Here is a 23,365-nt window from a genome sequence, read left to right as displayed (position 1 = left end):
CAGCTCCTCGGCGGCTATAGGCGGCTAGACGAACAGAGAAACCGGGTTGAGCTCGCCCTCGTCGCGCGGGCGGGGGAGCCACCCCAGCGCGCACGGTACCTGGTAGAGCCTCCCTGGGCCGAACCGAGGCCAGAAATGGCGCAACCCCGGGACGACCACCTGGACCACGGGCAAGCCGATATCGGGGCGGGTCTTGTCCACGACGACGAGCTCCAGGCCCGCCTCGCCGAGGCGCCTCATGCATTCCTGGATGTCAGCGCGCAGATCGGGGCCGCAGATCCGGGGCAAGCTCTCGGCCGCGACCTGCGGGAGGTCGGGGTTGGCGAAGAGATACGCGCGGGCAGGCATCCGCTCGAGATCCCACGGCGCCCGGCGCGCGCCACCAGGATCGAAGAGCTGGTTGAGCTCGGTGAGCGATCGCTGCACAGCGAGGCGCGGGTCGAGGTGGCAGCCGAACCCGATGGCGAACCGATCCGCCCGGGCCTCGTGGGCGAGCGCCACGCAGGTGGGGATGCCGAGGTCGTGGGTCAGATCGAGCACCCAGACGGCCCAACCGAGACGAGCGTAGTCGGCCTGGAGGGCCTCGAAGTATGGATCCGCGAAGCTATCGAGGTCGACGGCCGGGCGAGCGAGCCGGTTGTACCACCAGACCGCGGCGGCATCGCGCTCTACCAGCTCGAGCAGGGCTTGCAACAGGGCCTCCTCGAGGCAAGTACCGGCCGCCACGCCGTTGCTGCACGGGCCGCAGAACGCAGTGCCGCTCTCGGCCGGGGCCTCGGCGTAGCAGTAGGCCAGCGGGACGTAGCGCCGCTCGCGCTTGCTCAGCGACCAGGCCGGGGTCCAGTCAATGGGGATGCTGGCGTTGAACGGCTCGGGCACCCCCTGGCGCCGATCCGCTGCCTGCGCGTTGAGCCGCTCGCGCGCGCGATACTGCGCCTCGCTGAAGTTCAACAGATCGCCGGGGGCCAGCGCCGCCGCGCCGAGCTCGTCCTTGCTGCCGTGGACGCGCGCCTCGTCCCCCTGGTACACGCCGCTGTAGCGCTCGAGGGCCTCGCAGAGCGCGCTCACCCTGGCCTGGTCCGCGCTGCGCCCCTTGCCGGCGCAGCCCTTGTCGAAGACGTTGGTGCGCGGGACGCCCTCCCGAGGGCAGACCAGGTAACCGGACGCGTACACGGCGCGGAGCTCGGTGTCCCGTCCCGGCATCGGCACGAGGTGCGTCACGGCTCCGGTGATCGGGCTGACGAGGTGCTGATAGCGCTCGTAGGTTCGCCGCGGGGTCTGCCGGCGGTATCCGCCGTCCTCGTAATGCGCCTTCTCCACCGGCCGCAATTCGATCGGGCGCTCGCCGACGGCCGCCATCCGCCCTGGATCTCCGCACGCCGGGCACTGCGGCCTCCGGACGACCGCGTGCGCGGTGATCTGGAACGTGGCCAGATCGAGGGCGAGCACCCGGGCGCCGAGCGCCTGGGTGGAGCTTGTATCCCCCCTCGCGAGCGTGCGGGCGATGGCCGAGGCCCCGAGCCCGCAGGCGGTCCGTACGCTCGCCTCGGTGGCCGCCCTGGGGGGAGGGACGTGCCCCTCGTGCCCCCGGCGCCGGCGCACCAGCTCCTCGACCGGGCGGTTCTGGCGCATCCAGAACGCCAGGCAATCCCAGCAGGGGTCGGCGCCGGGCTCGAAGCCGGGCCCGATGAGCGGCTGGACGCCGGCAGGCTTGATCAGGAACCACGGCGTCCCGTCACGCAGCGCGCGGCGGTTGATCGCGGCAAGCTCGGGCCGCAGGTAGTCGTCGCTCACGACCACCTGCACGGCCGCCTCGCCGTCAATCCGCACGCCCGCCTGTTCGAGCGCCTCGGTCATCCACCCGGCGGGAGCGGCTTCGCCAATGGCCAGAACCGACACGGGGGTGCGGCTCAGGGCCTCGGCGGCCGCCTTGCCGTCGAGACCCACCCCGTGCCAGAACGCTGCGTTCTCGGGGGGAAGCTCTGGCGCTGCGGGGACCAGGTAGCCGCGCGCCGCGAGCCGGCTCAGGGCATACAGGGCCTCGGGCTCGGAGAACCGGCCGCGCGCCGCGCGCAGGATGTCGCCCACGGTGCGCCGGCCGTCAACGAACGCGGCCACCTCGGCGGTGCAGGCGCCGGAGAGGACGAAGCGCTCGCGCTCGCCGATCAGGAATACCGCGCCGGCATCCATGCGCTCGACGCGCAGGGTGGGCTTGAACGCCAGCACCTGGCTCAGCTCCAGAGGCTCCATCGTCGGTCCTGGCCCCGCCCGCTAGCAGCAGCACGTGAAGGGGTACTCTGCTCCCGTGGCGTTGTACACGGCGAGCGCGACGGGCTCGGCGTTCTCGTCGCTCGGCGCCGTGGGCAGGTAGAGCGTGAGCGTGTGCGGTCGAGAAAACGTCCAGTACGACTGGCCCTGAGACGGCGGATCGCTCGACGCGTCAGGCTTGGTCCAGCTGGCCCCGTCGTCGTTCATGATGCAGATGTTCATGTTCCAGGGCAGCTTGTAACCTCGGATGGTCTGCATAGCTGCGGCGGAGTCGATCAGGAGCATCTGCTTGAAGTCCTCGCTGGCCCAGGCCTTGGCGATCGCCGCGAGCAGCACAACCTTGAACGCCTCGAACCCCTGGTCCGTCGGGACGAAGCCGCCGACAGGGGAGTTGCTCTGCGTGCCGACGGCTGGCGCGATGGCGACTGGTTTCTTTCCGATCGGACCGTACTCCGTCCCCCAGTCGTCGCTGAACAGCGACGCGCGCTGTCTGTAATAATCCGCGAGCGCCATGGCCTGCTCGGTCGCTTCCGTGGACGGGGCCGTGAGCGGCAGGTACATCGTCATGCTGTCGAGCAGGTTCTTGGACCAGACCCACTCATCGCCGATCCACTCGAACCGCATCGGGGGGAGCTCGGTGCTTGCGGTGTTGCCGCGCCGATCGAACCGACCTGGAGAGCGCCCGGTGCTCACGATCTGGAGGGTGCATGCGTTCTCCCACATCCCCCAGTCAAAGCCAAAATAATCGAGCAGCGTACGGGTTGGGTTGTTGAGCAGCTTATTTTCGAAATCGGGTTCGGCCCACGCCTTTGCGATCGCGCGCAGGTAGGTCACGCGAAACTCCATCAACTTGTTCGTGCTCATCAAACCGTCTCCTTCGTGATTGTCGGCCTAGATCGCTTGCAGGCCAGGGTGAAGCATGAGCAGCTCGTCGAGCCGCGCTCGTCGCTGCTCGTCGCCGCCGGAGCGCCGGAGCAGCTCCAGCATCGCCAGCGCCTCGACCCTCGGCATGACGAAGCGCCGCGCGAGGAGGGCCGCTCGCTCGAGCGAGGTCCGCACGCCTTCGGCCGCAGGATCCTGCCGCGCCTCGACCATGGCCCGGCGAAGGTGGAGCTCGGGCTCGTAGAAGTGCTCGTCGTTCTCACGACACATCGAGAGACAGCGGTCGATGCACTCGATGGCTGCGGTGAGCTCGCCGCGCGCTGCCTGGGTATCGGCGACCAGCGAGGCGTAGTACGAGAGGCCGAGCTTGCACCCGAGGTCGGAGAGGACGCCCACCATCGCCCGGGGGCGCTGCTCGTCGCCGGTCGCCCAGTCGTGGAGGGCCACCCCGTATCCTTCGTAGGCAGGTAGCCCGTATTTCTCGCTCAGGGCGAGGAGCTCTCCGGCCATGGCGGTGACCGCGCTCCGGTCGCCGGCGAGCTGGTGGACCATGCCCCCGTACATCAAACAGAGGGCGATCGAGGGCACGTGGCCGAGCTCGCGAGCCCACTCGAGGGCGCTCGCGACGAGCGCGAAGGCAGAGGCGGTGTCCCCGGAGAACCAGCGGAGCAGGGCCACAAACGACTTCGCCAGGACCAGCGAGTCCAGCCCGAAGCGCGCCCCGTGGTCCCGGTGCAGCTCGGGATCGTAGCGCTCGACGGCGCGCTCGACGGCGCGGCTCGCGTCCGCGTGGTCGCCATCCATGAACAGGGCGAGGCCGTGGAGCGCCGCGGCGGCAGCGCAGAGCCCCTGGTCGCCGGAGCGCTCGGCGATGGCGACCAGGTCCTCCGCCATTCCGCGCGCGGTCCGGCGGTTGCTGGCCACGTGGTGATAGGTGAACAGGAACCACAGCGTCGGCACCCGGTGCTCGCTGTCCTGCTCGAGTCGTTGCAACAGGCTGGCCGAGCGATCAGCGGTCGCCTTGACCTGCGGATCGGCCCAGCCCAGGGTCGCCATCAGGGCCTGGGTCAAGACGCCGTTCGCGGCCAGCTCCGCCTCGACCCCCTCGGCGCCCGGCAGCGCTTCGGCCCACGCCACAGCATGGGACGCGTGCGCGATGGCCTCGGGATAGGCCGAGCGTTGCAGCGCCTGCTCCGCGGCCCGCTGCGCGTAACCGACCGCCTGCCCTTTCTGCTCCGCCGCCGCGTGATGGTGCGCGAGCAGATCCGGCCGCGTCCGGACCACCTCCGAAAACCGCTCCTCCAGCGTCGCAGCAATCCGCGCGTGAACCCTCCGCCGCGCCCCCGTGGAGAGCGACTCGTAGGCCGCATCCCGCACCAGCGCGTGCTTGAACACCCCCACCGCATCCTTCTGCCGCCGCTTGCGCAGCAGGAGCCCCGCGCTCATCAGCCGCTCCAGGTCGTCCTTCACCGCCGCCGGGCCGAGCGGGCTCGCTGCCGAGAGCACCTCGATGCGGAATTCCCGCCCCAGCGCGGCCGCGAGCTGGGCCGTCTCCTTGGCGCGCTCCAGCCGATCCAGGCGCGCCGTGAGCAGTGCCCGCAGGGTCCCCGGGATCGCTGCCCCCGAGAGCGGTCCCGTGAGCTCGTAGCGATCCTCCCGCCCCACGAGGAGCCCCGAGTCCACCATCATCCGGAGCAGCTCTTCCGCGAAGAGCGGCACCCCGTCCGCGCGGTCCGCCACCTGATCGATCACGGCGGGAGGCAGCGCCTTGTGGCCCACAAGCCCGGTGAGCATCTCCTCCATGTGCGGGCGCTCCAGGCGGCTCAGAGGGAGCAGCAGCACATCGGCCGTCGTGAACGAGGGCGAGAACTCCGGTCGAGCCGTCATGACGACGCACAGAGGGACCGCGGGCGCCTCGCGAACGAGCTGTGCGAGGAGCTCCACCGTGGTGGGGTCGGCCCAGTGCAAATCTTCAGCCAACAGGAGGACGGGCCGCTCGTCGGCCATCGCGAGGAGCAGCGATGCGATCGCCTGGAGCGTCAGCGCCTTCTGCCGCTGCGCCGAGACGTTGAGCGGGGCGTACGGTTCGCCGAGGGGCAGGGAGAAGAGCGGCACGAAGAGCGGCATGGCCTCGGCCAGCGCGAAGCCGTGGCCGGTGAGCTCCCCCCCGAGCCGCGCGATCTTGCTGCCCGCGTCGGGCTCCTGGTCGAGCCCGAGCGCGCGCTCGAGGAGATCGACCACCGGACGGAGGGGGCTGTTTTGCGTGTCGGGCGAGCACCGCGTTTCCAGGAATGTGTGGGCCTCATGCGCTAGCCGATCGCGCAGCGCGCGCGCCAGGCAGCTCTTGCCGATGCCGGGCTCGCCTGTGATGAGGCTCGACTGGCCCGCCCCCTCGCACGCGCGGCGCCACCGCTCCACGAGGAGCCCGATCTCCGGCTCTCGGCCGGAGATCGGCGCCTTCGAGCCGTCGGGGGTCGGCCACCTCGCCGCGTCGCCGTGCTCCTGCCGGAGGCGGAAGGTCTCCACCGGCGCCGCGATTCCCTCGATGGAGCGGACCCCTTCGCTCTCGAGGTCGAAGGCGACGCGCAGCAACGCTTGCGACGCGGCGCTGACCGTCACGGATCCCGGCGGCGCCAGCGAGGCGAGCCGCGCGGCGAGCCGCGGGGTGGCGCCGGTGACGAGGCACGCGCCGTCGAGATCCCCCAGATTCCCATCGACGACCAGGCCGGTGTGGAGGCCGACGCTCACCTCGATCCGGACGCCCTGCGCAGCGATCGGCTCGTCCTCGGTCTGCTCGATCTGCGCGGCGCTGGCCATCGCCAGCGCCGCGCGGGCAGCGCGCTTGGCGTCGTCCTCCGCCGCGCTGGGGTAGCCGAAGTAGACCAGCAGATCGTCGCCGAGCGCCGCGGCCACGTACCCCCCGTGGCGGCGCCCGACGTCCGCGCAGAGGGCGAGCGCCGAGCGCAGGCGGTCGTCCAGCGCCTCGACGTCGAGGGCCTGCGCGGCGTCGGCGCGCGCGCTCAGGCGACAGCAGAGCGCCGTCAGCTGCCGGCGCTCGCCGTCGAACGCGCGCGGAGCGGGCCCCCTCCCTCGGTCGAGCGACGTGGCGACCGTCGCGGTCGAGGACAACGACCGCGTGTCCCCGCCGGACGGGCAGACGCCGGCGCCGAGCATCGCCTCGCGCGACAACCCGCGCAGGTTGCAGGCGTCGAGCGCCTCGAAGAGCCCACGGGCGGTGACATCGCGCGCGTCGACGTCCTTGCGGAGAGCGCGGGCGAGCAGGTCGCCGAGCGGGTGGCGCTCGAGCGCGGCTGGGATCGGGACGGGATCGGGGCCAAGCAGGCGATAGAAGGCCTCGGCCTCGGTGCCGCCGTACACCGGCCTGCCCGTCAGGCACTCGAGGAACACGAGGCCCCACGAGAACAGATCCGCGCGCGGCGAGGGCTCTGCGCCGCGCCACTGCTCCGGCGCCCCGTAGCCGGGCGTGCCCAGCGCGTCGTGGCTGCCGGTCAGGCGCGTGGATCGTTCGACGTCGATCGTGGTGCCGATCCCGAAGTCGAGCACGAGCGCGTTGCGGCGAGCGCCCGTGGGGATCACCATGATGTTGCTGGGCTTGAGGTCGCGGTGGACCACGCCCGCTGCGTGGGCGCAGGCGAGGGCGTCGAGCATCTGGAGCATCAGGTGCCGCGCCTCGGACGGCGCGAGCGCGCCCTCTCTCTCGAGCAGCGCGGCGAGGTTGTCGCCGGGCGCGAAGGCGAACGCGGTGTAGAGGGTCCCATCCTCTATCTGCCCCGCGTCGATGAGCTGGACGATGTTGGGGTGGTGAAGCTGGGCGCAGAGCCGCGTCTCGCGCAGGAAGCGCGTGACCCGCCTGTCGGTCTGCGCGACGCCTCCCTGCTCGGCGAGGCGCAGGATCTTCAAGGCGATCGGCTGCCCGGTGGTGAGCTGGCGGGCCTTGTGCACGACGCCGAAGCCGCCCTCGCCGAGCTTGGCCAGGATCTCGTAACGCCCCTCGAACGTGGTGCCTGGTACGAGTGCTGCACCGTTCGCAACGTAGCGCTGCATGGTCGATCTCATGGTCGCTGGAGGCGCTCGAGGCACTTGGAGCGCGCCGGCACCTGTCCGTCAGGGCTCCTTGTCGGTGTCGAGCACCGCCAGGAGACCCGGATCGACGTCACCCCCGAGCAGATCCAGGACCTCGCGCACCCGCGAGAGCTCGCGGCGCAGCGTCCGATGGTGGTTGCGGTTCTTGAGCAGCGGCTCCTGGCCGAGCAGCGTGAAGGCGTCGTCACGGTTGCCCGTCCGCTGCACCGCCGCGCCCAGGACCATGCCGCGGAACGCGTCGGTCAGCTCGAGCGGGAGCGGGGCGCTGCCGCCCCGGCGTCGCTCGGCCTCGTTCACGAAGCTGAGCGCCGCCCGCCAGAGCAGCTTGATCAGCGCGCTCGGCTCGGCGTCGCTGTCGAAGGTGAGCGCGCGCTCGACGTGGCGCCGCAGGATCAAGAGGTCGCCACCCAGGCCGCTCTGCCCCGCGAGCTGGAGCGCGTAAGCGCGCCGGACGATGTTGTCGAGCTGCCGCAGGTTGCCCGGCCAGGGCGCGGACACAAGGAGCTTCATGGCCTCGGGCTCGAAGCGCGCCGTACCCTTGCCGTCGGCCTCCTGATGGCGCCGGTTCAGCATGTAATCGGCCCAGCGCGGGAGCTCGTCGAGCCGTTCGGCGAGCGGGAGCAGCCGCACCGGCAGGACGTTGATGCGGTAGTACAGGTCCTCGCGGAAGCGGCCGGCGCGCACGGCGGCGCGCAGATCGGCGTTGGTGCCGACGAGGAGGCGCGCGTCGGCGCGGCGCTCCCCCGCCCCGTCATCGCCCAGCATCCGGTAAGTGCGCTCCTCGATGAAGCGCAGGAGGCCCGCCTGGGCCTTGAGCGAGAGCTTGTCGATCTCGTCGAGGAAGAGCGTGCCCTTCGCGGCGCGGGCGATCGCGCCTGGGTTGTCCTTGACCGCTCCGGTGAAGGCGCCTCGCTTCCAGCCGAACAGCTCGGCCATCTGCAGGTCCTCGGGCACGCCGAGGAGGTCCAGCGACTCGAAGGGCTGGCCTCGGCGCTGCGAGTGTTCGTGGCACCAGCGCGCGAGCCTGGATTTCCCGGCGCCGGTCGGGCCGGTGATCAGGATGGTGTCGTCCCGTGGGGCGAAGGCGCGGAGCAGCTCGACGAGAGGCGCGGTGCTCTGGCCGACGACCGGCAGGAACTCGTCCGGGCTCGCCGGATCGTCCGAGCGAAGCGGCAGCGCGCGGGCGGCGATGAAGGCCCCGGCGATGCTGGCGAGGATCGCCAGCTCCTCGTGGCACTCCGCCCAGGGGAGCTCCAGTCCGACGGCCCCCCTGCAGCTCGCCTCGAGCGTGATCATGCCGTCGACGCTGCCGCCGGGCGCGCGCAGCGGGACGACATGGACGTGGGTCGCGTCGCGACCGAGCATCCGCTCGCGCGTCGCGTCGCCGGGCATGCCGGCCGTCTCCGACGGATGACGGAGCTCGATCGCCGCCCCGTCCGGCATCCAGGAGCGAAGCGAAGCGCGCTGGACGTCGATCGAGACCGAACAGCGGTGCTTCTCGATCCAGCTCCAGACGCTGCCGGAGGTGAGATAGCCGGTGCCTTCGATGCGCGCGCCGCTCAGGCGGTCGATGCCGAAGAGGCGCTGGTAGCTGCCCTCGGGACGGAGGTGGACGACGCCGCGCAGGATCCGAGCGCGGCTGGCGAGCGGGCTGTCGGCGAGCGCCTCTTCGACGCAGGCGAACATGGCCTGGAGGACCGCCGTGGCAGCTTCGTCAAAGTACGTGGCCGACACGAGGCGGGGGACGAGCGAGACGAAACTCTCGTCGCGGGACACGGTCACGATAGGGAGCAGGAAAGCAGGAGAACGGGGGCGGGTCCAGGTGGAACGCACAGATTGGCGTCTCCGGCGGACGCAGCGCGTCCGGGAGGGACGCGAGCCCCCACTTGATCGCTTCGAGATCCTCCGCCGGGAGGCCCCCGTCTACTCGCGCCCCGAGCCGGCGGGCAGGGGCGCGCGCGGCTCGTCGAGGTGCGCGACCTGCTGAACCAGCTCCGGCTGACCACGCCCCGGGAGCGCCTCGTCCTCCTCTTGGTTGACGAGGGCGAGCAGGTCAGCCAGGTCGCTCGGATCCTGAAGATGGCCATCGAAACCGCGATCCCGCGGCTTCGCCCCGCCGCGGATCGGGTAGTGTGCCCTCCGTGCCGACGATCTTCACCAAAGGCGACATCCTCCACACCGACGGAGTGCGCGCCTACGCCCACGGTTGCAACTGCGCGGGGACCATGGAGGCGGGGGTCTCCGTCGCCTTCAAGAAGCGGTGGCCGCGGATGCTCGAGGCTTACGCCCAGCGCTGCGCCGAGCGCAGGCCGACGCTCGGGGAGGTCTTCGCGTGGAGCGAGGGCATGGACACGGTCTACTGCCTCGCGATCCAGGAGAGCGAGGCAAAAAAGGCGACCCTGCCGGCCCTTTCGCAATCCCTGAAGACGATGGTGGAGCTCGCCGCGAAAGCGGGGATCGACCGGATCGCGCTGCCGCGCCTCGGGGCCGGGAGCGCCGGGCTCGACGGGCAGCGGGTGAAGCGCGTCCTCGCGGAGAGCGGCGCCCACACGAGCGTCACGCTCCTTGTCTTCGAGCAGTTCGTGCGCGCGCGGACCGCGTAGCCGCAGGCGGCTCGCTTCGCGACTCGTTGCCTCTGCGCGGTGCGCGCCGTGATCGACCGAGGAACGTGGGGCTCAGCGGCGTGGCGCTCCTCCGCTCGCGGCGTGACGCCCGCCGTTCGTCGCAGCGGTAGCGCCGCCCGTCACGACCGGCGCGGGCAGCTCACGGAGACGGCCGCGGGCCCGCCTGGTACCCTGCGAAGCCTCTGTGAGGAGGTTCTGCGCAGATGATCCATGAAACCGTCGATGTCCTCGATCCAGACCTCTACCTCGCGGGCGCGCCGCACGATCGCTTCGAGATCCTCCGCCGGGAGGCCCCCGTCTACTGGCACCCCGAGCCGGCGGGCAGGGGGTTCTGGGCGATCACGCGGCACGCCGACGTCGCCCGCATCTCGCGCGACCCGGCCGCGTTCTGCTCGGGGCGCGGCGTCTTCATCGAGGATTTCCCGCCGGGGGACATGCGCGACAACCCCGATGTCATGATCATGATGGACCCGCCCCGGCACGCCCGCTTCCGGGCGCTGGTCAGCAAGGGGTTCACGCCCCGTGTCATCCAGCGCCTCGAGACGCACGTGCGGGAGCACGTGACGCGGCTCATCGACGAGGCCTGCGCGCGCGGCGGGTGCGACTTCGCCAGCGACATCGCGGGCAAGCTGCCCCTGACCGTGATCCTCGAGATGCTCGGCGTCCCCCGCGAGGATCAGGAGCAGATGCTCGACTGGACGATGCGGTTCTTCGGGGCCAGCGACCCCGACGTCGGCGTCACGCCCGAGGAGCTGAACGCGGTGCTCCACAACATGAACGCCTATGCCCACAGGCTCGCCGAAGAGCGGCGCAGGGCGCCCAAGGACGACATGCTGAGCCTGCTCATGGCCGCCGAGGTGGACGGCGAGACGCTCTCCTACACGGAGTTCGGCGGCTTCTTCAACCTGCTGCTGACGGCAGGCCACGACACCACGAAGAACCTCATTTCCAACGGGATGCTCGCGCTGATCGAGCACCCCGACCAGCGCCGGCGCCTGCTCCAGGATCCCTCGCTCCTCCCGACCGCCATCGAGGAGATGCTGCGCTTCTCGCCGCCGGTCTATTACTTCCGGCGCTCGGCGGTGCGGGACACCGAGCTGGACGGGCAGCGGATCGCGGCCGGGGACAAGGTGGTCCTGTGGTACGTCTCGGCCAACCGCGATGAGGCGGTCTTCAGGGATCCGCAGAAATTCGATGTCGGCCGGACGCCCAACGAGCATCTCTCCTTCGGCATGGGTCCCCACGTGTGCCTGGGCCTCGCGCTCGCGCGCCTGGAGGCGCGGGTCGCCTTCGAGGAGCTCCTGCGCAGGCTCCCAGAGATCGAGCTCGCCGGGCCGGCCGTGCGGCTCCGCTCGAACTGGGTGAGCGGCGTGAAGTCGATGCCGGTCCGGTGCGCGCGCCCTGCCGGGTAGCGCGCGCCGCGCCGGGGCGTCACTGGCTCGCCGTCATCGCGCTGTGCTTGCGGCTGTAGCCGAAGTAGATCGTGAACCCGAGGAGGAGCCAGATGGCGAGACGTAGCCAGTTCTCGGTGGGCAGCGAGAACATGAGGAGGAGACAGATCACGATCCCGAGGATCGGGGTGAGCGGATAGAGCGGCACCCGGAACGGGCGCGGCGTGTCCGGCGCCGCCCGGCGCATGACCAGGACCGCCGCGCAGACGAACAGGAACGCAAGGAGCGTCCCGATATTGACGAGCTCCGCCAGGATCCGCAGCGGGAGGAGCGACGAGAGGGTGGCGACCACGAACCCGGTGACGAGGGTGGACTTCCACGGCGTCCTGAAGACCGGATGCACCGCTCCGAAGAATTTCCTGGGCAGGAGCCCGTCGCGGGCGATGGCGAGCAGCACGCGCGGCTGGCTGTTCATGAGCACGAGCAGAACGGAGGTGATCCCCGCGACCGCCCCGAGGGAGATGATGAACTGCGCCCACGGGAGGCCGACGCGCGCGAAGGCGTCGGAGACCGGCGCGTCGATGCTCAGCTCGGTGTAGGGCACCATGCCCGTCAGGATCGCCGCGACGGCGACGTAGAGCACGGTGCAGATGATGAGCGAGACCACGATGCCGATGGGGAGATCGCGCTGCGGGTGCTTCGCCTCCTCGGCGTGGGTCGAGACCGCATCGAACCCGAGGTAGGCGAAGAAGATGGTCGCGGCGCCGGCGAGCATCCCGAGCGGCTCGCCCCCTTTGCCGAGCTCGCCGAAGATCGTGTGACCGAAGAAGCTGAGCCCCCCGAACCCGAACGGCGCGAACGGCCGCCAGTTGTCCGGGTTGACGTGGAACGCGCCGACGACGATGACGAAGAGCACGACCGCGAGCTTGAGCGCGACGATCCCGGCGTTGAAGGTCGCGCTCTCGCGGATGCCCTTGAGCAGCATCATCGTGACCGCGGCCGTCACGAGGATGGCGGGGAGATCGATGACCGACCCCGTGGACACGAGCTCGCCGAGCGCTGGATCGTAGTCGAACGGCGCGCTCCTGAGCTCTCCTGGCAGCTCGACCCCGAAGATTCCGATGAAGTCCTGGAAATAGTGGGACCACCCGTGCGCCACGGCGGCGGCGCCGACGGCGTACTCGAGGATGAGATCCCACCCGATGATCCACGCCGGCAGCTCGCCGAGCGTCGCGTACGCGTACGTGTAGGCCGAGCCCGCGACCGGCACCATCGCCGCGAACTCCGCGTAACAGAGGGCCGCGAACACGCAGGCCATCCCCGCGACCACGAAGGACAGCATCAGCGAGGGACCTGCCTTGTCGTGCGCGGCCTGACCGGTGAGTACGAAGATGCCTGTCCCGATGATCGCGCCGATCCCGAGGCTCGTGAGCTGCAGCGGCCCGAGGGCGCGGTGGAGGCGGTGCTCCCCCTCCAGCTCCTTTTTCAGGACCGATATCGGTTTGCGGACGAATAGCCGGCTCCCCATGAACTTCGGTGTGCTGGCTCTGCGGCCCGGCCCTCAGCACGTCAAGCCAGAGGCACGTCGACAGAGGCGATGACCTCGGCACGGATATCGCGCGGGCGCAGGGGGTGAGCCGCCGCTCCCTCGACGGCGCGACGGCAGAGCAGCTCGGCAGCTCGCTGGCCGCGCACATCCCCTGGAGCCTGTCATCGCCCGCTCGCCGCGAGCGGACTGTCGCTTTTCCGCGAGCGTGATTTGTGGGCGAGAGGTGCCGGGTGAAGCCGGGGAGAGCGCCGCGCCCAAGACAGGCCTGGCTCAGCGCCCGGGCCACGCGGTACGGTCACCCGTGACCGACACTGTCCTGCTCATCGACGACGATCCGGGCTTCCGCGACGCCTACCGCGAGCTCCTCTCGCTGGACGGGTACGCGGTCGCCGAGGCCGGGGCCGCCCCGAAGGCCCTCGCGGAGCTCCGCCGCACGAGCGCGCGCCTCGTCGTGCTCGACCTGATGCTGCCGCCGTCGGGCCGCCCCGAGGAGGGCGCCGCGCTCGCGGAGAAGATCCTCGCCGAGCGGCCCGCGGCCAAGGTGATCGTCGTCTCCGGCGCGGGCGAGACCCCGCTCGCCCTGCGGCTCGTCGAGCGCGGCGCGTACGACTTCCTGGCCAAGCCGGTCGACCCGGACGTGCTGCTCGCCGTGGTCGCGCGCGCGGCGGCGCGCCTCGCGCTGGAAGACCGGGTGGCGGAGCTGGAGCGCTCGCTCACCGCCCGCGAGGGCGACGCCTCGGCGCTGCTCGGGCAGTCGCCGGCGTTCCTCGAGGCGAAGACGCTGTGCGAGCGCGCGGCGCCGACCGACGTGCCGGTGCTCATCACGGGCGAATCCGGGACGGGCAAGGAGGTGTTCGCCCATTACCTGCACGCGAGGAGCCGGCGGAAGGGCAAGCCGTTCATCGCGGTCAACTGCGGCGCGCTCGCGCCGACCCTGCTGGAGTCGACGCTGTTCGGCCACCGCAAGGGCGCCTTCACGGGCGCGATCAAGGACGCTCCCGGCCTGTTCGTCGAGGCGGACGGAGGGACCCTGTTCCTCGACGAGCTCGGGGACATGGATCCGGCGCTGCAGGTGAAGCTCCTGCGGGTGCTCGAGACGGGCGAGATCCTGCCGGTCGGCGCGGCGCGTCCGGTGACCGTGGACGTCCGCATCGTGTCGGCCACCCACAGGGCGCTGGAGTCGATGGTCGCGAACAAGGCCTTTCGCGACGATCTCTACTGGCGCGTGCGCGGGATAGAGATCGCCTTGCCGCGGCTCGCGGATCGCGTGGGCGACCTGCCGCTGCTCGCGCAGCATTTCCTGAACGTGTCGCGCGCGCTCGTGCCGCGCTCGCCCGTGACGGCGATCTCGCCCGGCGCGATGCGGCGGCTCGAGGCCTGCGACTGGCCCGGCAACCTGCGCGAGCTCCGGCACGAGATGCAGCGCGCGCTCGTGATGGCCGGGGGCAGGGGAGAGATCCTCGAGGAGGACCTCTCGCCGGCGCGGCGAGGTGGCGCGCCCACGGCGGCGGCAGGCGATGAGCCGGCCGAGGGGGCGACGCTGGAAGAGAAGATCGCGGCGCTGGAGCGGCGGGAGATCGCCGCCGCGCTCCGGGCGACCCAGGGGAACAGGAGTCAGGCGGCCGTGCGGCTCGGGCTGTCGCGCCAGGGGCTGCTCAACAAGATGGATCGGTATGGGCTGAAGTGAGCTCGGCCGCTCGTGTGATGGTGAAGGAAAACTTCACTCGACCGAGAACGACATCGGATCTGCAGGCGACCACAAAAACATGAGCCGTACCGAGCTCAGGCCGGCACTGAAGGACCGAGAGCGCGGCTCGTCACGACTGTAGCTGGTTCAATCCGATCGAGGTCGTGGTCCCCGTCGATCGGGGGCCGCCGGTGCAACCCGATCGGCGCGACGCCGGCCGCTCTGCACGCACGATGTCGGTGGTTTGCTCCTCGCGAGGAGCGAGCACCGCGGATGAGCAACTTCAGGAGGAGTCATGACGCTTAGCAGGATGATGCTTGTGGGCTGTCTGTCGCTGGTCGGATCCGCCCTCGCCGGTTGTGGGCTGGGCGCCGCGGATCGCCTCGGCGAGGGGACCGGCAACGTGGTCGTGGGTCAGCCCACGTCCGAGGGCGACGGCTGCACGCTCACCCAGGGCTACTGGAAGAACCACGAGGAGAGCTGGCCGACGTCGAAGCTTACCCTCGGCGGCGTGGAGTACTCCCAGGAGGAGCTGCTCGAGCTCTTCCGGACGCCCCCGAAGGGCGACACGAGCCTGATCCTGGGCCACCAGCTCATCGCCGCGCTGCTCAACGTGGCGAGCGGCGCGAGCGACGCTGCCCTCGACGGGGCGCTCGCCGACGCCGAGGCGTGGATGGCCGCCAACAAGGATGCTGACGGCAAGCTCCCGTACGGCGTGAAGCGCGGCGCCGCGGCCGACGCGGCCGTCTCGCTCTCGGGCAAGCTCGCCGACTTCAACGAGGGCGGCATCGGCCCCGGCCACTGCGACGACGGCCCCGGCAGCGGCTCCGGCGACCCGGGTGGCAGCGACGGCGGCGAGGGGGGCTGCGGCGCCCACGACGGCGGCACGGGCGAGAGCGGCGAGGGCGGCTCCAGTAGCAGCGGCGGCGACCCCGACGGCGGCACGGGCGAGAGCGGCGAGGGCGGCTCCGACGGCAGCGGCGGCGAGGGCGAGCCTGACCCGACGTGCTCGGAGCCCTGCAGCGCCGGGTGTTCCAACGGCTACAGCTGCGTCCTCGGGTGCTGCGTGTTCATCGCCAACTGAACCGCCTCCCGGCAGGCGCACCGCTCGCGGCCCGCGCCTGCCGGCGATCCCCGCGTGACGGCGACGCGGGTCACACCGCTCATCTCCTTCCCGTCACGCCGCCGCCAACGCCCCCTGGAGTTGCTCAGCTCGCCCGAGCCAGCGCCACCGCGTCGGGGCCGGCCGGGAACCGGAGCTGCCCCGATGCGTCGTTCGCGGCGCGCCACACCGCTTCGGCCACGTCGGACTCGCTCGTCACGAGCGCCGGCTGCCCGAAGGAGGCGAAGATGCGCTGCGCGAAAGGTGCGTAGGCGTCGGGAATCAGCCCTTCCATGCGGGCTCCCCCGTTGCTCGTGAAGCGCGTCGTCGGGGCGTAGCCCGGCTCGACGAGCTTCACGCGCACGTCGAAGGCCTCGAGCTCGAACGCAAGCGACGCGCTGAACCCTTCGATGGCCATCTTGCTCGCGGTGTACACGGCGACGAGCGGCATCGGCGCGAGCGTCGCGCTCGAGGTCACGTTCACCACCACGCCCGATCTCCGCGCGCGGAACCCGGGCAGCACGGCTTGCGTCATGGCCATCACGCCGAGGGTGTTGGTCTCGAACACCTCGCGCACCGTGGTCATCGGCGTGGCCTCGAAGGCGCCCATGAGCCCGATACCGGCGTTGTTGACGAGAACGTCGATGGGCCCGCTCGCCTCGAGCGCCGCCGCAATGCTGGCGGGCTTCGTCACGTCGAGCGCCACCACGCGCAGCCGGTCCGACCGCGGCAGCACGTCCTCGCGCGGCGTTCGCATCGTGGCGACCACGTTCCAGCCCTGCGCGTGGAAGTGGCGCGCGGTCTCGAGGCCATAGCCCGAGGAGCAACCAGTGATGAGCACGGTCTTCATATCCATTCCTTTGCCGCGACGAGCGCGGCGTTCATGAGGGGAACATAGCCGCGGGGCGCCGGACTATCTACAATTGAGAGTCCACATTTTGTTTGCTACAGTCCGGACATGAACGACCCTCTCTCGGAGGTCATCGCGCTGCTCCAACCGCGCACCGTGCTCTCGAAGGGCATCAGCGGCGCCGGCCGCTGGGGGGTTCGCTACTCGGACTTCGGCCAGCCGAGCTTCTGCGCGGTGGTGGAGGGCAGCTGTCGTCTCGCTGTCGACGGCGAGCGCGCCCTGACGCTCGAGGCGGGCGACTTCGTGCTCCTGCCGGCGACGCCGGGCTTCACCCTGTCGGGCTTCGAGCCGGTGAGGCCAGAGCGCATCGACCCGAAGGTGGCGCCCGCGCCGACGGGTGAAGTCCGCCACGGCACGCGCGGTGGGCGCCCCGACGTGCGGCTGCTCGGCGGCTACTTCATCTTCGACTCGCCTGACGCGGCGCTGCTCGTGTCGCTGCTGCCGGCGCTGCTGCACGTGCGCGGCGTCGAGCGGCTCTCGGTGCTTGTGCGGCTCGTAGGCGACGAATCGAGCGAGCAGAGATCGGGTCGCGACCTCGTGCTCACGCGGCTCGTGGAGGTGCTGCTCATCGAAGCGCTGCGGTCGACCTCGGCTGAAGACGCGCCTCCGGGGCTCCTGCGCGGGTTGGCCGATCCGCGGCTCGCGCCGGCGATACGGCAGATGCACGGTCAGCTCGCGCGTTCGTGGACGGTGGCCGAGCTCGCGAAGACCGCGGCCCTCTCGCGCTCGACGTTCTTCGAGCGCTTCACCCGCACCGTGGGCCAGCCGCCGATGGAATACCTGCTCGCCTGGCGCATGGCGGTCGCGAGGGATCTGCTCCGCCGCCAGGATCTCGGGATCGCCGAGGTCGCCGAGCGCGTCGGCTACGGCTCGGCGAGCACCTTCAGCACCGCGTTCCGCCGCCACGTGGGCCAGCCTCCGAGCCGCTACGCGCGCGCGGGCTAGCACCACTGTGTCACAGCCGGAGGGACTGGAGCCTGGGGCGCTCGGCGTGTCGACGGTGGCAGCTGGGGCACCGGGGCAACCAGCGGGTCAGCACGTGGGCGATGGCGAGACGACAGGTGGGGAAGGAGTCGCCAAAATGGCGCTCAGGCCGCGAGCGGGAACGGCGCGGGGAAACGCGTCCGTTCGGCCGAGGGGGAAAAATGCCGCGCGCGTTCGGCGACAACGAACGCGTAGCAGCTGAGGGCGACGGTCACATGGTGGTGCCAGCCGGGAAAGCGCCGGCCTTCGAAGTGATCCAGGCCGAGTTCGCCCTTCAACTCCTCGTAGACCTTTTCGGTACGGTAGCGCTCCTTGTAGATGCGCACGATCTCCCTCCGGGACATCCGGGCCGGCAGCGTCGTGAGGGCGAACTTCGTCGGCTGACGTTCGCCGTCGAGCCACTCGATCAGTAGCCAGACCGGCTCGTGCTGCGCGATCGGAATGCCATCGCGGCTCGCTACTCGCACGCGCCGCAGCGCAAAGCGCGACGACAACGTGCGCCCGGTCCCTTCGCGCAAGGCAATCCGCCGAAAGGCCTGGCGGCCGAGGCGTCGCCCCAGCTCGCCCACGCTCACCGGGCTGCATCGCTCGGAGTCGCTTCCGTTGAGCAGCAGGACTTTGGTGGGCGCTTCGATCGCTACGGCATAGTCGAACCCCAGCAGGCGCACGGTCTCCCGGAACCCATGGGCGTTGCCGTAGAGGGCATCGGCGAGCACGATGTCGCCGGGGATCCCTTCGCGCACGGCACGCTCGATCATGCCGAGCGCCAAGTCGACCTTGCTCTTGTACTGCACGGACGTAGGAATGCGGGCTTCGCGCCGTCGGGCTGGGTCCTCGGACCAGCTCCGAGGCAGGTACAGCTCGAAATCGATGGGCACGTGGTGGTAGCGCGTTGCCACGCTCAGGCTGATGCCGATCTGGCAGTTGGTGATCTTGCCGGCGGAGCCGGTGTACTGCCGTTGAACCCCTACCGAGTGCTCGCCCTTCTTACAAAAAATTTGTGTCGTCGATGATCCATGCCGAGACCGGAGCGTGCTCAGCCATCGCCGCGATGGCGTAGCTGGCTGCGTACCGACGCACGGCGTGGTCGTCCCACTGCGCGTTCGAGATGAAATGCTGCAAGCTCTGATGCGCCGCCTGCACGCGCGCCGGGTCGGGGCAGGCTCGGGCAGCGATCGGCTCGATGCTCTTGCGTTCCGCCTCGCCGAGCAGCCCCATCGCATAGATCGCGAACGACTCGCGCCGCAGCGGATGGGCAAGGATGTCCCCGATGTCCGAGAAGTAGGCGTCCAGCCGCCGCTGGGCGGCGGCATCCATCGTGTACTCCACGGCACACCAGGCTGCGTCGCGCCCGCGGGGCGGCAAGAGCCGGTCCGCAGAAAGGCTCCAGACTTCCGAGCAATTCCTGGGCGCAGCATCGGCTCATCCCGCTCGGTCGCGACACAGTGGTGCTAAAACGTCGCGTCGAGCGGGACGTCGCTGCCGACCCCGACGTGGTGCGCGCTCACGCGACGCAGATCCGCGCCCCCCGCAGCCTGAGCGGGGCATGCCCCGTGCTAGACATCGCGGCCATGATAGACAGGTACTCTCTCTGGTTGGCTCATGCTTGCTTCCTCCCATGGGCGGCGCTGGGAGCTGCGGCGTGCAGCGATGACGGCCATGAGCCGGCGAACGCGGAAACCTCCAGCGCCAGCGGCGCGGGGGCGAGCGGCGGCACGGGCGCAGGCCCGGGAGGCACCGGGGGTGGGGGCGACGGCGGCGGCGCCGCGAGCTCCGGGGCCGGCGGCTCCGGGGGCGGCGGGGGCGACGGCGGCGGCGCCGCGAGCGCGGGGGCCGGCGGCTCCGGGGGCGAGGGCAGCCATGGGCTGACATGCCGCGACTCGATCTTTCCGGGGTTCAGCAAGGCCTGCGAGCAGGCCAGCGATTGCGTCGTGCTGGAGCACATCACGAGCTGCTGCGGAGATGTCCTGTTCGTCGGCGTGGACGCGGAGGACAAGGGCGCGTTCGAGTCCGCCGAAGCGGCCTGCGCCGCCAGCTACCCGCTGTGCGACTGCCCCACAGGTCCGCCGGTCGCGGAGGACGGCAAGCCGCTCGACAACCCGAGCGAGGCGGCCGTCGTGGCGCGCTGCAAGGAGGGCTCCTGCACCTCCGAAATCAGATATCTTCCCTAGCCCGGCTCTCGCTCGCGCTTGCAGGGGCACGAGCGCTCCGCCGCGAAGGACGCGTCGTCGGGTCAGGAGCCCGCCGCGCCGGAACCTCCACGCTTCGCCGAGATGGACGCGCCTCGCCGTCGACGCTCGCTGGACAGCGCCGCGCGAAGCGCGATTGGCTGCGTCACACTGGCTCGCGCACACACAATGGCACAGATCGTTTGAGCCATATTGAGCCAACTCGCTGGACGAGCACCGAGGAGAGCATGAATGACGGGGATTCCTGCTTGGTCCGCGGATTGCTCACAGGTCGCACGGAAAACCAATGGTGGACCGTGGCACCCGCGGCCGCCGGTACCGAGCGGTAGCTCGGGAGGAGAGAAGGATGAGCAAGATGTGTAGGGGGTTCGGGTCGCTCGCGGCGGCTGGCGCGCTGTTCGCTGTCGGGCTCAGCGGTTGCGTCTCGCAACCTGGCGATGACGAGGCAGCGCTCGGCTCGATCAGCTTGCCGCTCGCGGCCGAGGCGCCGTCTGGAGCGCGCTATCAGCTTCGTAACGCCACGTTCGAGATCCGGCGCGGCTACTACCGGGACATGGGGACGGGCGTGGGGGCGGGCGGCGCCTCGTCCACAAGCGGCGGCGGGGGTATTCCCAGCGGACCTCTGCTGACGATCCATACGGAGGACGAAGATCCAGACGCCAGCGCCATCCTCGTCGATCTGGAGCAGGGCAGCTACAACGTCACGCTGCTTCCAGGCTGGGAGTTCAAGAAGGTCCAGGGCGGCACGGTGACGGACGTCGAGGCCACGTTGCTGTCGTCGGAGACTGTCTACGTCTACGTCTCGCCGCATTCGACGACCTGGGCTCAGTATCAGTTCGGTATCGGGGACGCCGCCCTGTGGCTCAACGGCAAGCTGAACGTCAGCATCAAGGTCCACGAGGATCCGAGCGAAATCTACGGTGGGAGCGGAGAAGGAGGCGCGGGCGGAGCCGGGGGGTGGGAGACAACCGGAGGCCAGGGCGGAGCCGGGGCGTGGGGTGGAGACGGGGGCGTCGGGCTGGGGCCCGACACGTCGAACGGCGGCTCCGGCGGTTAGTCAAGGAGACCTATCTATGCACTTGAAATCTTTGGCTACAATCGCCCTCTTCGGGTTTCTTCTTTGTGCCTGTGGAGATGGCGGCGGCGGCTCCACGCCCGGAACGGGCGGCGCATCGGCCACGAGCTCGAGCGTCAGCGCGGGGGACGCCGTCAGCAGTTCGATCACCAGCACGACGGAGTATTGCTATAGCGACCCCGACCTGTCCGCCGCTTGCGCGGTCGACCACCCAGAACAGCCGGAAGGCTGGTACTGCGCACCCAATGCGAGTCCGTTTGGGATGGGTCCAGATTGCGTCGACGGTCGGAATGAAAACGAGCTCTGTTGTAGTCTGCCTGGGGCCGGCGGCTCTGGGGGCGGAGGCGGGAGTGGCGGAGGCGGGAGTGGCGGAGGCGGGAGTGGCGGAGGCGGGAGTGGCGGAGGCGGGAGTGGCGGAGGCGGGAGTGGCGGAGGCGGGGGTGCCTGATCGAGGCGCTCTCGGCGGTGGTGCTGACGCGTCGAGCGGATCACCTGACGCGACCTGAGCGACCGCCGGGACCGGGAGGCCGGGCCCGGGTAGTGCAGTCATTTGAACATGAAGGCGGGAAGAAAGCCTGAAGGATCTTCCCGCCTTCCCGCCTTCATGTGGAATCTCTCTGGGCAAATGACCGCACCACCCGGTGCCCGCTGCAGACGTTCGGAACCTATTCGTCCATGGTGCCGTTCATGGCCAGGACGCCGCCGCCCCCGCTCCCCACGAACCCCGAGCCCGGAGGCGACCTCAGTTCTTGCAGCAGAGCGTGCCTGCCGTCGTGTTGCCGGCGCAGCCGCCGAAGTGCCGGCTCGTCGTGCCGCCGTCGTAGCCGCACCGCACCCAGTTACAGCTGTTCCCCTCGGGATCGATCTCGTCGGGCGAGCACACCCGCATCGGCGTGTCGGCGCCGCAGCTCGTGCCGGTGGCCGCAGCGCTGCAATTCCCCGAGCCCGTGCCGGTGTAGTCGAGGTGATCGTCGGTCCAGTAATGGTGCTTCGGCGCCTCGGCGTTCGTCGAGCCGTAGCTGTTCTTGTCGACGAACTCCTCCGCGCTGCACACGTGATGGCCGGCCGCGCACAGGTCGGCGCGGTCCGAGAAGCTCACGCTGCCGGCGCAGCCGAACATCTCGTCGTCCCAGAAGCGCTGCACTCCCGTCACGAGCGCGGGGTCGTCCTTGCACCCGCCCGTGGTCCGCCGGTACGCCGGCTGGCTCGCCATCCAGCTGACCACGCTCTCGTTCGCCCCATCGGGGTCCGGCCCGCCGTTCGCGAACGAGAGGTAGGCGATATCCATCTCGGGGTACACGCAGATCTTCGACTGCATGCCCGTGAGCGCGCCCGAGTGGCACATGCCGGTATACGAGATCCCGCCCGCCGTCACGCGGGGCCCCGAGCTCCAGCCGTAGTTGTACGACGCGTAGTCGAGCGCGTGGGTGTTCGTGATGGCCGGCGAGTTGTCGCGCATGTGCAGGACGGCGTAGCGGGCCCAGTCGAAGATGTTGAACGCGAACCCGCCCGAGCCGGGCGACATGGCCCAGGGATCGACGTCGGGGTGGAGCACCGAGTGCGGCGTGCCCACCGCGTTGTGGCCCCAGACGAAATCGCCGGCGGCGAGGTAGGCGTGCGCAGGCTTGAAGAAATAGGGGTTCCAGTACGCCTTCTGGGCCGCCGTCCCGGTGATGGTGCCGCTCTGCGCGAGGAAGAACGCGTGCGAGGGCAGGTAGGTCGCGCCCATCCCGTTCGGGGTGATGAGCTTCTGCTTCGCGTACTCGACGAACTCCATGCCGGACCAGTGATCGATCACCGCCTGCGCGATGGTGAAGTTCCCGTTCTCGTAGTCGTAGACCCCGATGGGCGCGCTGCAATCGGCCAGGAAGCCCGTGGCGTTGCCGCCGACCCCGATGACGGGCCCCCGCAGGAACTCCTTCAGCACCGTCTGCCGGGTCTGGCTCTTCCAGCTGGGGCCGTAGTCAGGGTGGTTATACAGCTCGTTGCCGCCCCCGCAGGCGATGCCCGAGCGGTGCCCGACGAGCTGCCGCAGCGTGACGTTCTTGCGCGCGGCAGGCTTGATGTACTCCTTGCCCGGCGCGGTGGCCCAGGGCAGCGCCTCGGCGAGCGTGGTGTCCCATTCGAGCGAGGGGTGCTCCTCGATGAGGATCGAGAGCAGGGTCGCGGTCATGCTCTTTGTGTTCGACCCGATGTTGAAGATCATGTCCGTCGTCATCGGGGTGTTCTCGGGGAGCTTGGCGTGGCCGGCCGCGCCGATCGCGACGATGTGCTTGCCCTTCACCACGGCGGCGATCATGCCGGGCGTGACCGCGCCCGCGCTCGGGAAGCCGGCGTACTCGTCGAGCTTCCACGAGATGTCGTCGTGCGTGGCGTTCAGGAGGGGCGGCGGGGAGGGCGCGGCGATGATATCGAGGTGCTCGGTCGACTCGCTGACGCTCTCGGCGGACGCCGCCTGCGTGGGCTCGCTGTCGTTCCCGGGCTCCGCGCACCCGGAGAGCGAGGGGATGACGCCGAGACACGCGATGATGCATCGATTGAGGTTCATTGTTTCTCCCTTGTGACCGATGAATAAAGAGCCCGCGCCGCGGGGGCCGTCT

At 70.3% G+C, this 23,365-nt stretch carries 17 protein-coding genes; 7 read left to right on the top strand and 10 right to left on the bottom strand.

The features are described from left to right. Nucleotides 1-24: 24 nt before the first annotated feature. Genes WMF36_RS40755 through WMF36_RS40740 form a run of 4 tightly spaced genes read right to left on the bottom strand, consistent with a single transcriptional unit; the run spans nucleotide 25 to nucleotide 9,036 of the window. Nucleotides 25-2,250: a TOMM precursor leader peptide-binding protein gene (locus WMF36_RS40755; RefSeq protein ID WP_437576230.1), complete on the bottom strand. Its 2,226-nt coding sequence runs from the start codon at nucleotides 2,248-2,250 to the stop codon at nucleotides 25-27. Between the two features lie 21 nt (nucleotides 2,251-2,271). Next, a complete protein-coding gene (locus tag WMF36_RS40750) occupies nucleotides 2,272-3,132 on the bottom strand; it encodes a BMA_0021/BMA_0022 family TOMM bacteriocin (RefSeq protein WP_437576229.1) in 861 nt (286 codons plus the stop codon). 27 nt (nucleotides 3,133-3,159) lie between these two features. Beyond that, a complete protein-coding gene (locus WMF36_RS40745) occupies nucleotides 3,160-7,215 on the bottom strand; it encodes a TOMM system kinase/cyclase fusion protein (protein WP_437576227.1) in 4,056 nt (1,351 codons plus the stop codon). A 60-nt stretch (nucleotides 7,216-7,275) separates the two neighbouring features. Beyond that, the gene (locus WMF36_RS40740) at nucleotides 7,276-9,036 is read right to left on the bottom strand and encodes a sigma-54-dependent transcriptional regulator (RefSeq protein ID WP_437576226.1); all 1,761 of its coding nucleotides are present in this window, start codon (nucleotides 9,034-9,036) and stop codon (nucleotides 7,276-7,278) included. 359 nt (nucleotides 9,037-9,395) lie between these two features. Here WMF36_RS40740 and WMF36_RS40735 point away from each other — a divergent pair, with 359 nt between their 5' ends. Beyond that, the gene (locus WMF36_RS40735) at nucleotides 9,396-9,857 is read left to right on the top strand and encodes a macro domain-containing protein (RefSeq protein WP_437576225.1); all 462 of its coding nucleotides are present in this window, start codon (nucleotides 9,396-9,398) and stop codon (nucleotides 9,855-9,857) included. 224 nt (nucleotides 9,858-10,081) lie between these two features. After that, on the top strand, nucleotides 10,082-11,290 hold the full coding sequence (locus tag WMF36_RS40730) for a cytochrome P450 (RefSeq protein WP_437576224.1): 1,209 nt from the start codon (nucleotides 10,082-10,084) through the stop codon (nucleotides 11,288-11,290). Nucleotides 11,291-11,309: 19 nt separating this feature from the next. On the opposite strand, the gene WMF36_RS40725 is transcribed toward WMF36_RS40730, so the two are convergent. After that, entirely contained in the window at nucleotides 11,310-12,797 is a 1,488-nt protein-coding gene (locus tag WMF36_RS40725; protein WP_437576223.1) for an amino acid permease, read from the bottom strand. A 322-nt stretch (nucleotides 12,798-13,119) separates the two neighbouring features. Here WMF36_RS40725 and WMF36_RS40720 point away from each other — a divergent pair, with 322 nt between their 5' ends. Together WMF36_RS40720 and WMF36_RS40715 are read left to right on the top strand one after the other, a co-directional pair. Continuing rightward, a complete protein-coding gene (locus WMF36_RS40720; RefSeq protein ID WP_437576222.1) occupies nucleotides 13,120-14,505 on the top strand; it encodes a sigma-54-dependent transcriptional regulator in 1,386 nt (461 codons plus the stop codon). A gap of 295 nt (nucleotides 14,506-14,800) precedes the next feature. Next, entirely contained in the window at nucleotides 14,801-15,589 is a 789-nt protein-coding gene (locus WMF36_RS40715; protein ID WP_437576221.1) for a hypothetical protein, read from the top strand. Between the two features lie 124 nt (nucleotides 15,590-15,713). On the opposite strand, the gene WMF36_RS40710 is transcribed toward WMF36_RS40715, so the two are convergent. Beyond that, nucleotides 15,714-16,457 carry an SDR family oxidoreductase gene (locus tag WMF36_RS40710; protein WP_437576220.1) on the bottom strand — a complete coding sequence of 248 codons (744 nt, stop codon included), beginning with the start codon at nucleotides 16,455-16,457 and terminating at the stop codon, nucleotides 15,714-15,716. Nucleotides 16,458-16,565: 108 nt separating this feature from the next. Here WMF36_RS40710 and WMF36_RS40705 point away from each other — a divergent pair, with 108 nt between their 5' ends. Beyond that, nucleotides 16,566-17,462, top strand: coding sequence for a cupin domain-containing protein (locus WMF36_RS40705; RefSeq protein WP_437576219.1), 897 nt, complete (start codon nucleotides 16,566-16,568; stop codon nucleotides 17,460-17,462). Nucleotides 17,463-17,605: 143 nt separating this feature from the next. Here the strand turns inward: WMF36_RS40705 and WMF36_RS40700 are convergent, their stop codons facing one another. Beyond that, nucleotides 17,606-18,499, bottom strand: a complete 894-nt coding sequence (locus WMF36_RS40700; RefSeq protein WP_437582020.1) for an IS701 family transposase — start codon at nucleotides 18,497-18,499, stop codon at nucleotides 17,606-17,608. Further along, on the bottom strand, nucleotides 18,489-18,818 hold the full coding sequence (locus WMF36_RS40695; RefSeq protein ID WP_437576218.1) for a transposase: 330 nt from the start codon (nucleotides 18,816-18,818) through the stop codon (nucleotides 18,489-18,491). Before WMF36_RS40695 ends, WMF36_RS40700 begins: the two co-directional genes overlap by 11 nt. A 278-nt stretch (nucleotides 18,819-19,096) precedes the next feature. Here WMF36_RS40695 and WMF36_RS40690 point away from each other — a divergent pair, with 278 nt between their 5' ends. Both WMF36_RS40690 and WMF36_RS40685 read left to right on the top strand, forming a co-directional pair. After that, nucleotides 19,097-19,672 (top strand): hypothetical protein, encoded by a 576-nt coding sequence (locus WMF36_RS40690; RefSeq protein WP_437576217.1) that lies wholly within the window; start codon nucleotides 19,097-19,099, stop codon nucleotides 19,670-19,672. Between the two features lie 364 nt (nucleotides 19,673-20,036). After that, on the top strand, nucleotides 20,037-20,747 hold the full coding sequence (locus tag WMF36_RS40685) for a hypothetical protein (protein WP_437576216.1): 711 nt from the start codon (nucleotides 20,037-20,039) through the stop codon (nucleotides 20,745-20,747). Nucleotides 20,748-20,911: 164 nt separating this feature from the next. On the opposite strand, the gene WMF36_RS40680 is transcribed toward WMF36_RS40685, so the two are convergent. Beyond that, nucleotides 20,912-21,214 carry a pentapeptide repeat-containing protein gene (locus WMF36_RS40680; RefSeq protein WP_437582019.1) on the bottom strand — a complete coding sequence of 101 codons (303 nt, stop codon included), beginning with the start codon at nucleotides 21,212-21,214 and terminating at the stop codon, nucleotides 20,912-20,914. 293 nt (nucleotides 21,215-21,507) lie between these two features. Then, a complete protein-coding gene (locus WMF36_RS40675) occupies nucleotides 21,508-23,313 on the bottom strand; it encodes a serine hydrolase domain-containing protein (protein ID WP_437576215.1) in 1,806 nt (601 codons plus the stop codon). Nucleotides 23,314-23,365: the final 52 nt, after the last annotated feature.

The organism is Sorangium sp. So ce887, from assembly GCF_051521455.1.
GTDB lineage: Bacteria > Myxococcota_A > Polyangia > Polyangiales > Polyangiaceae > Sorangium.
This window is presented reverse-complemented; position numbering and strand designations above follow the sequence as displayed.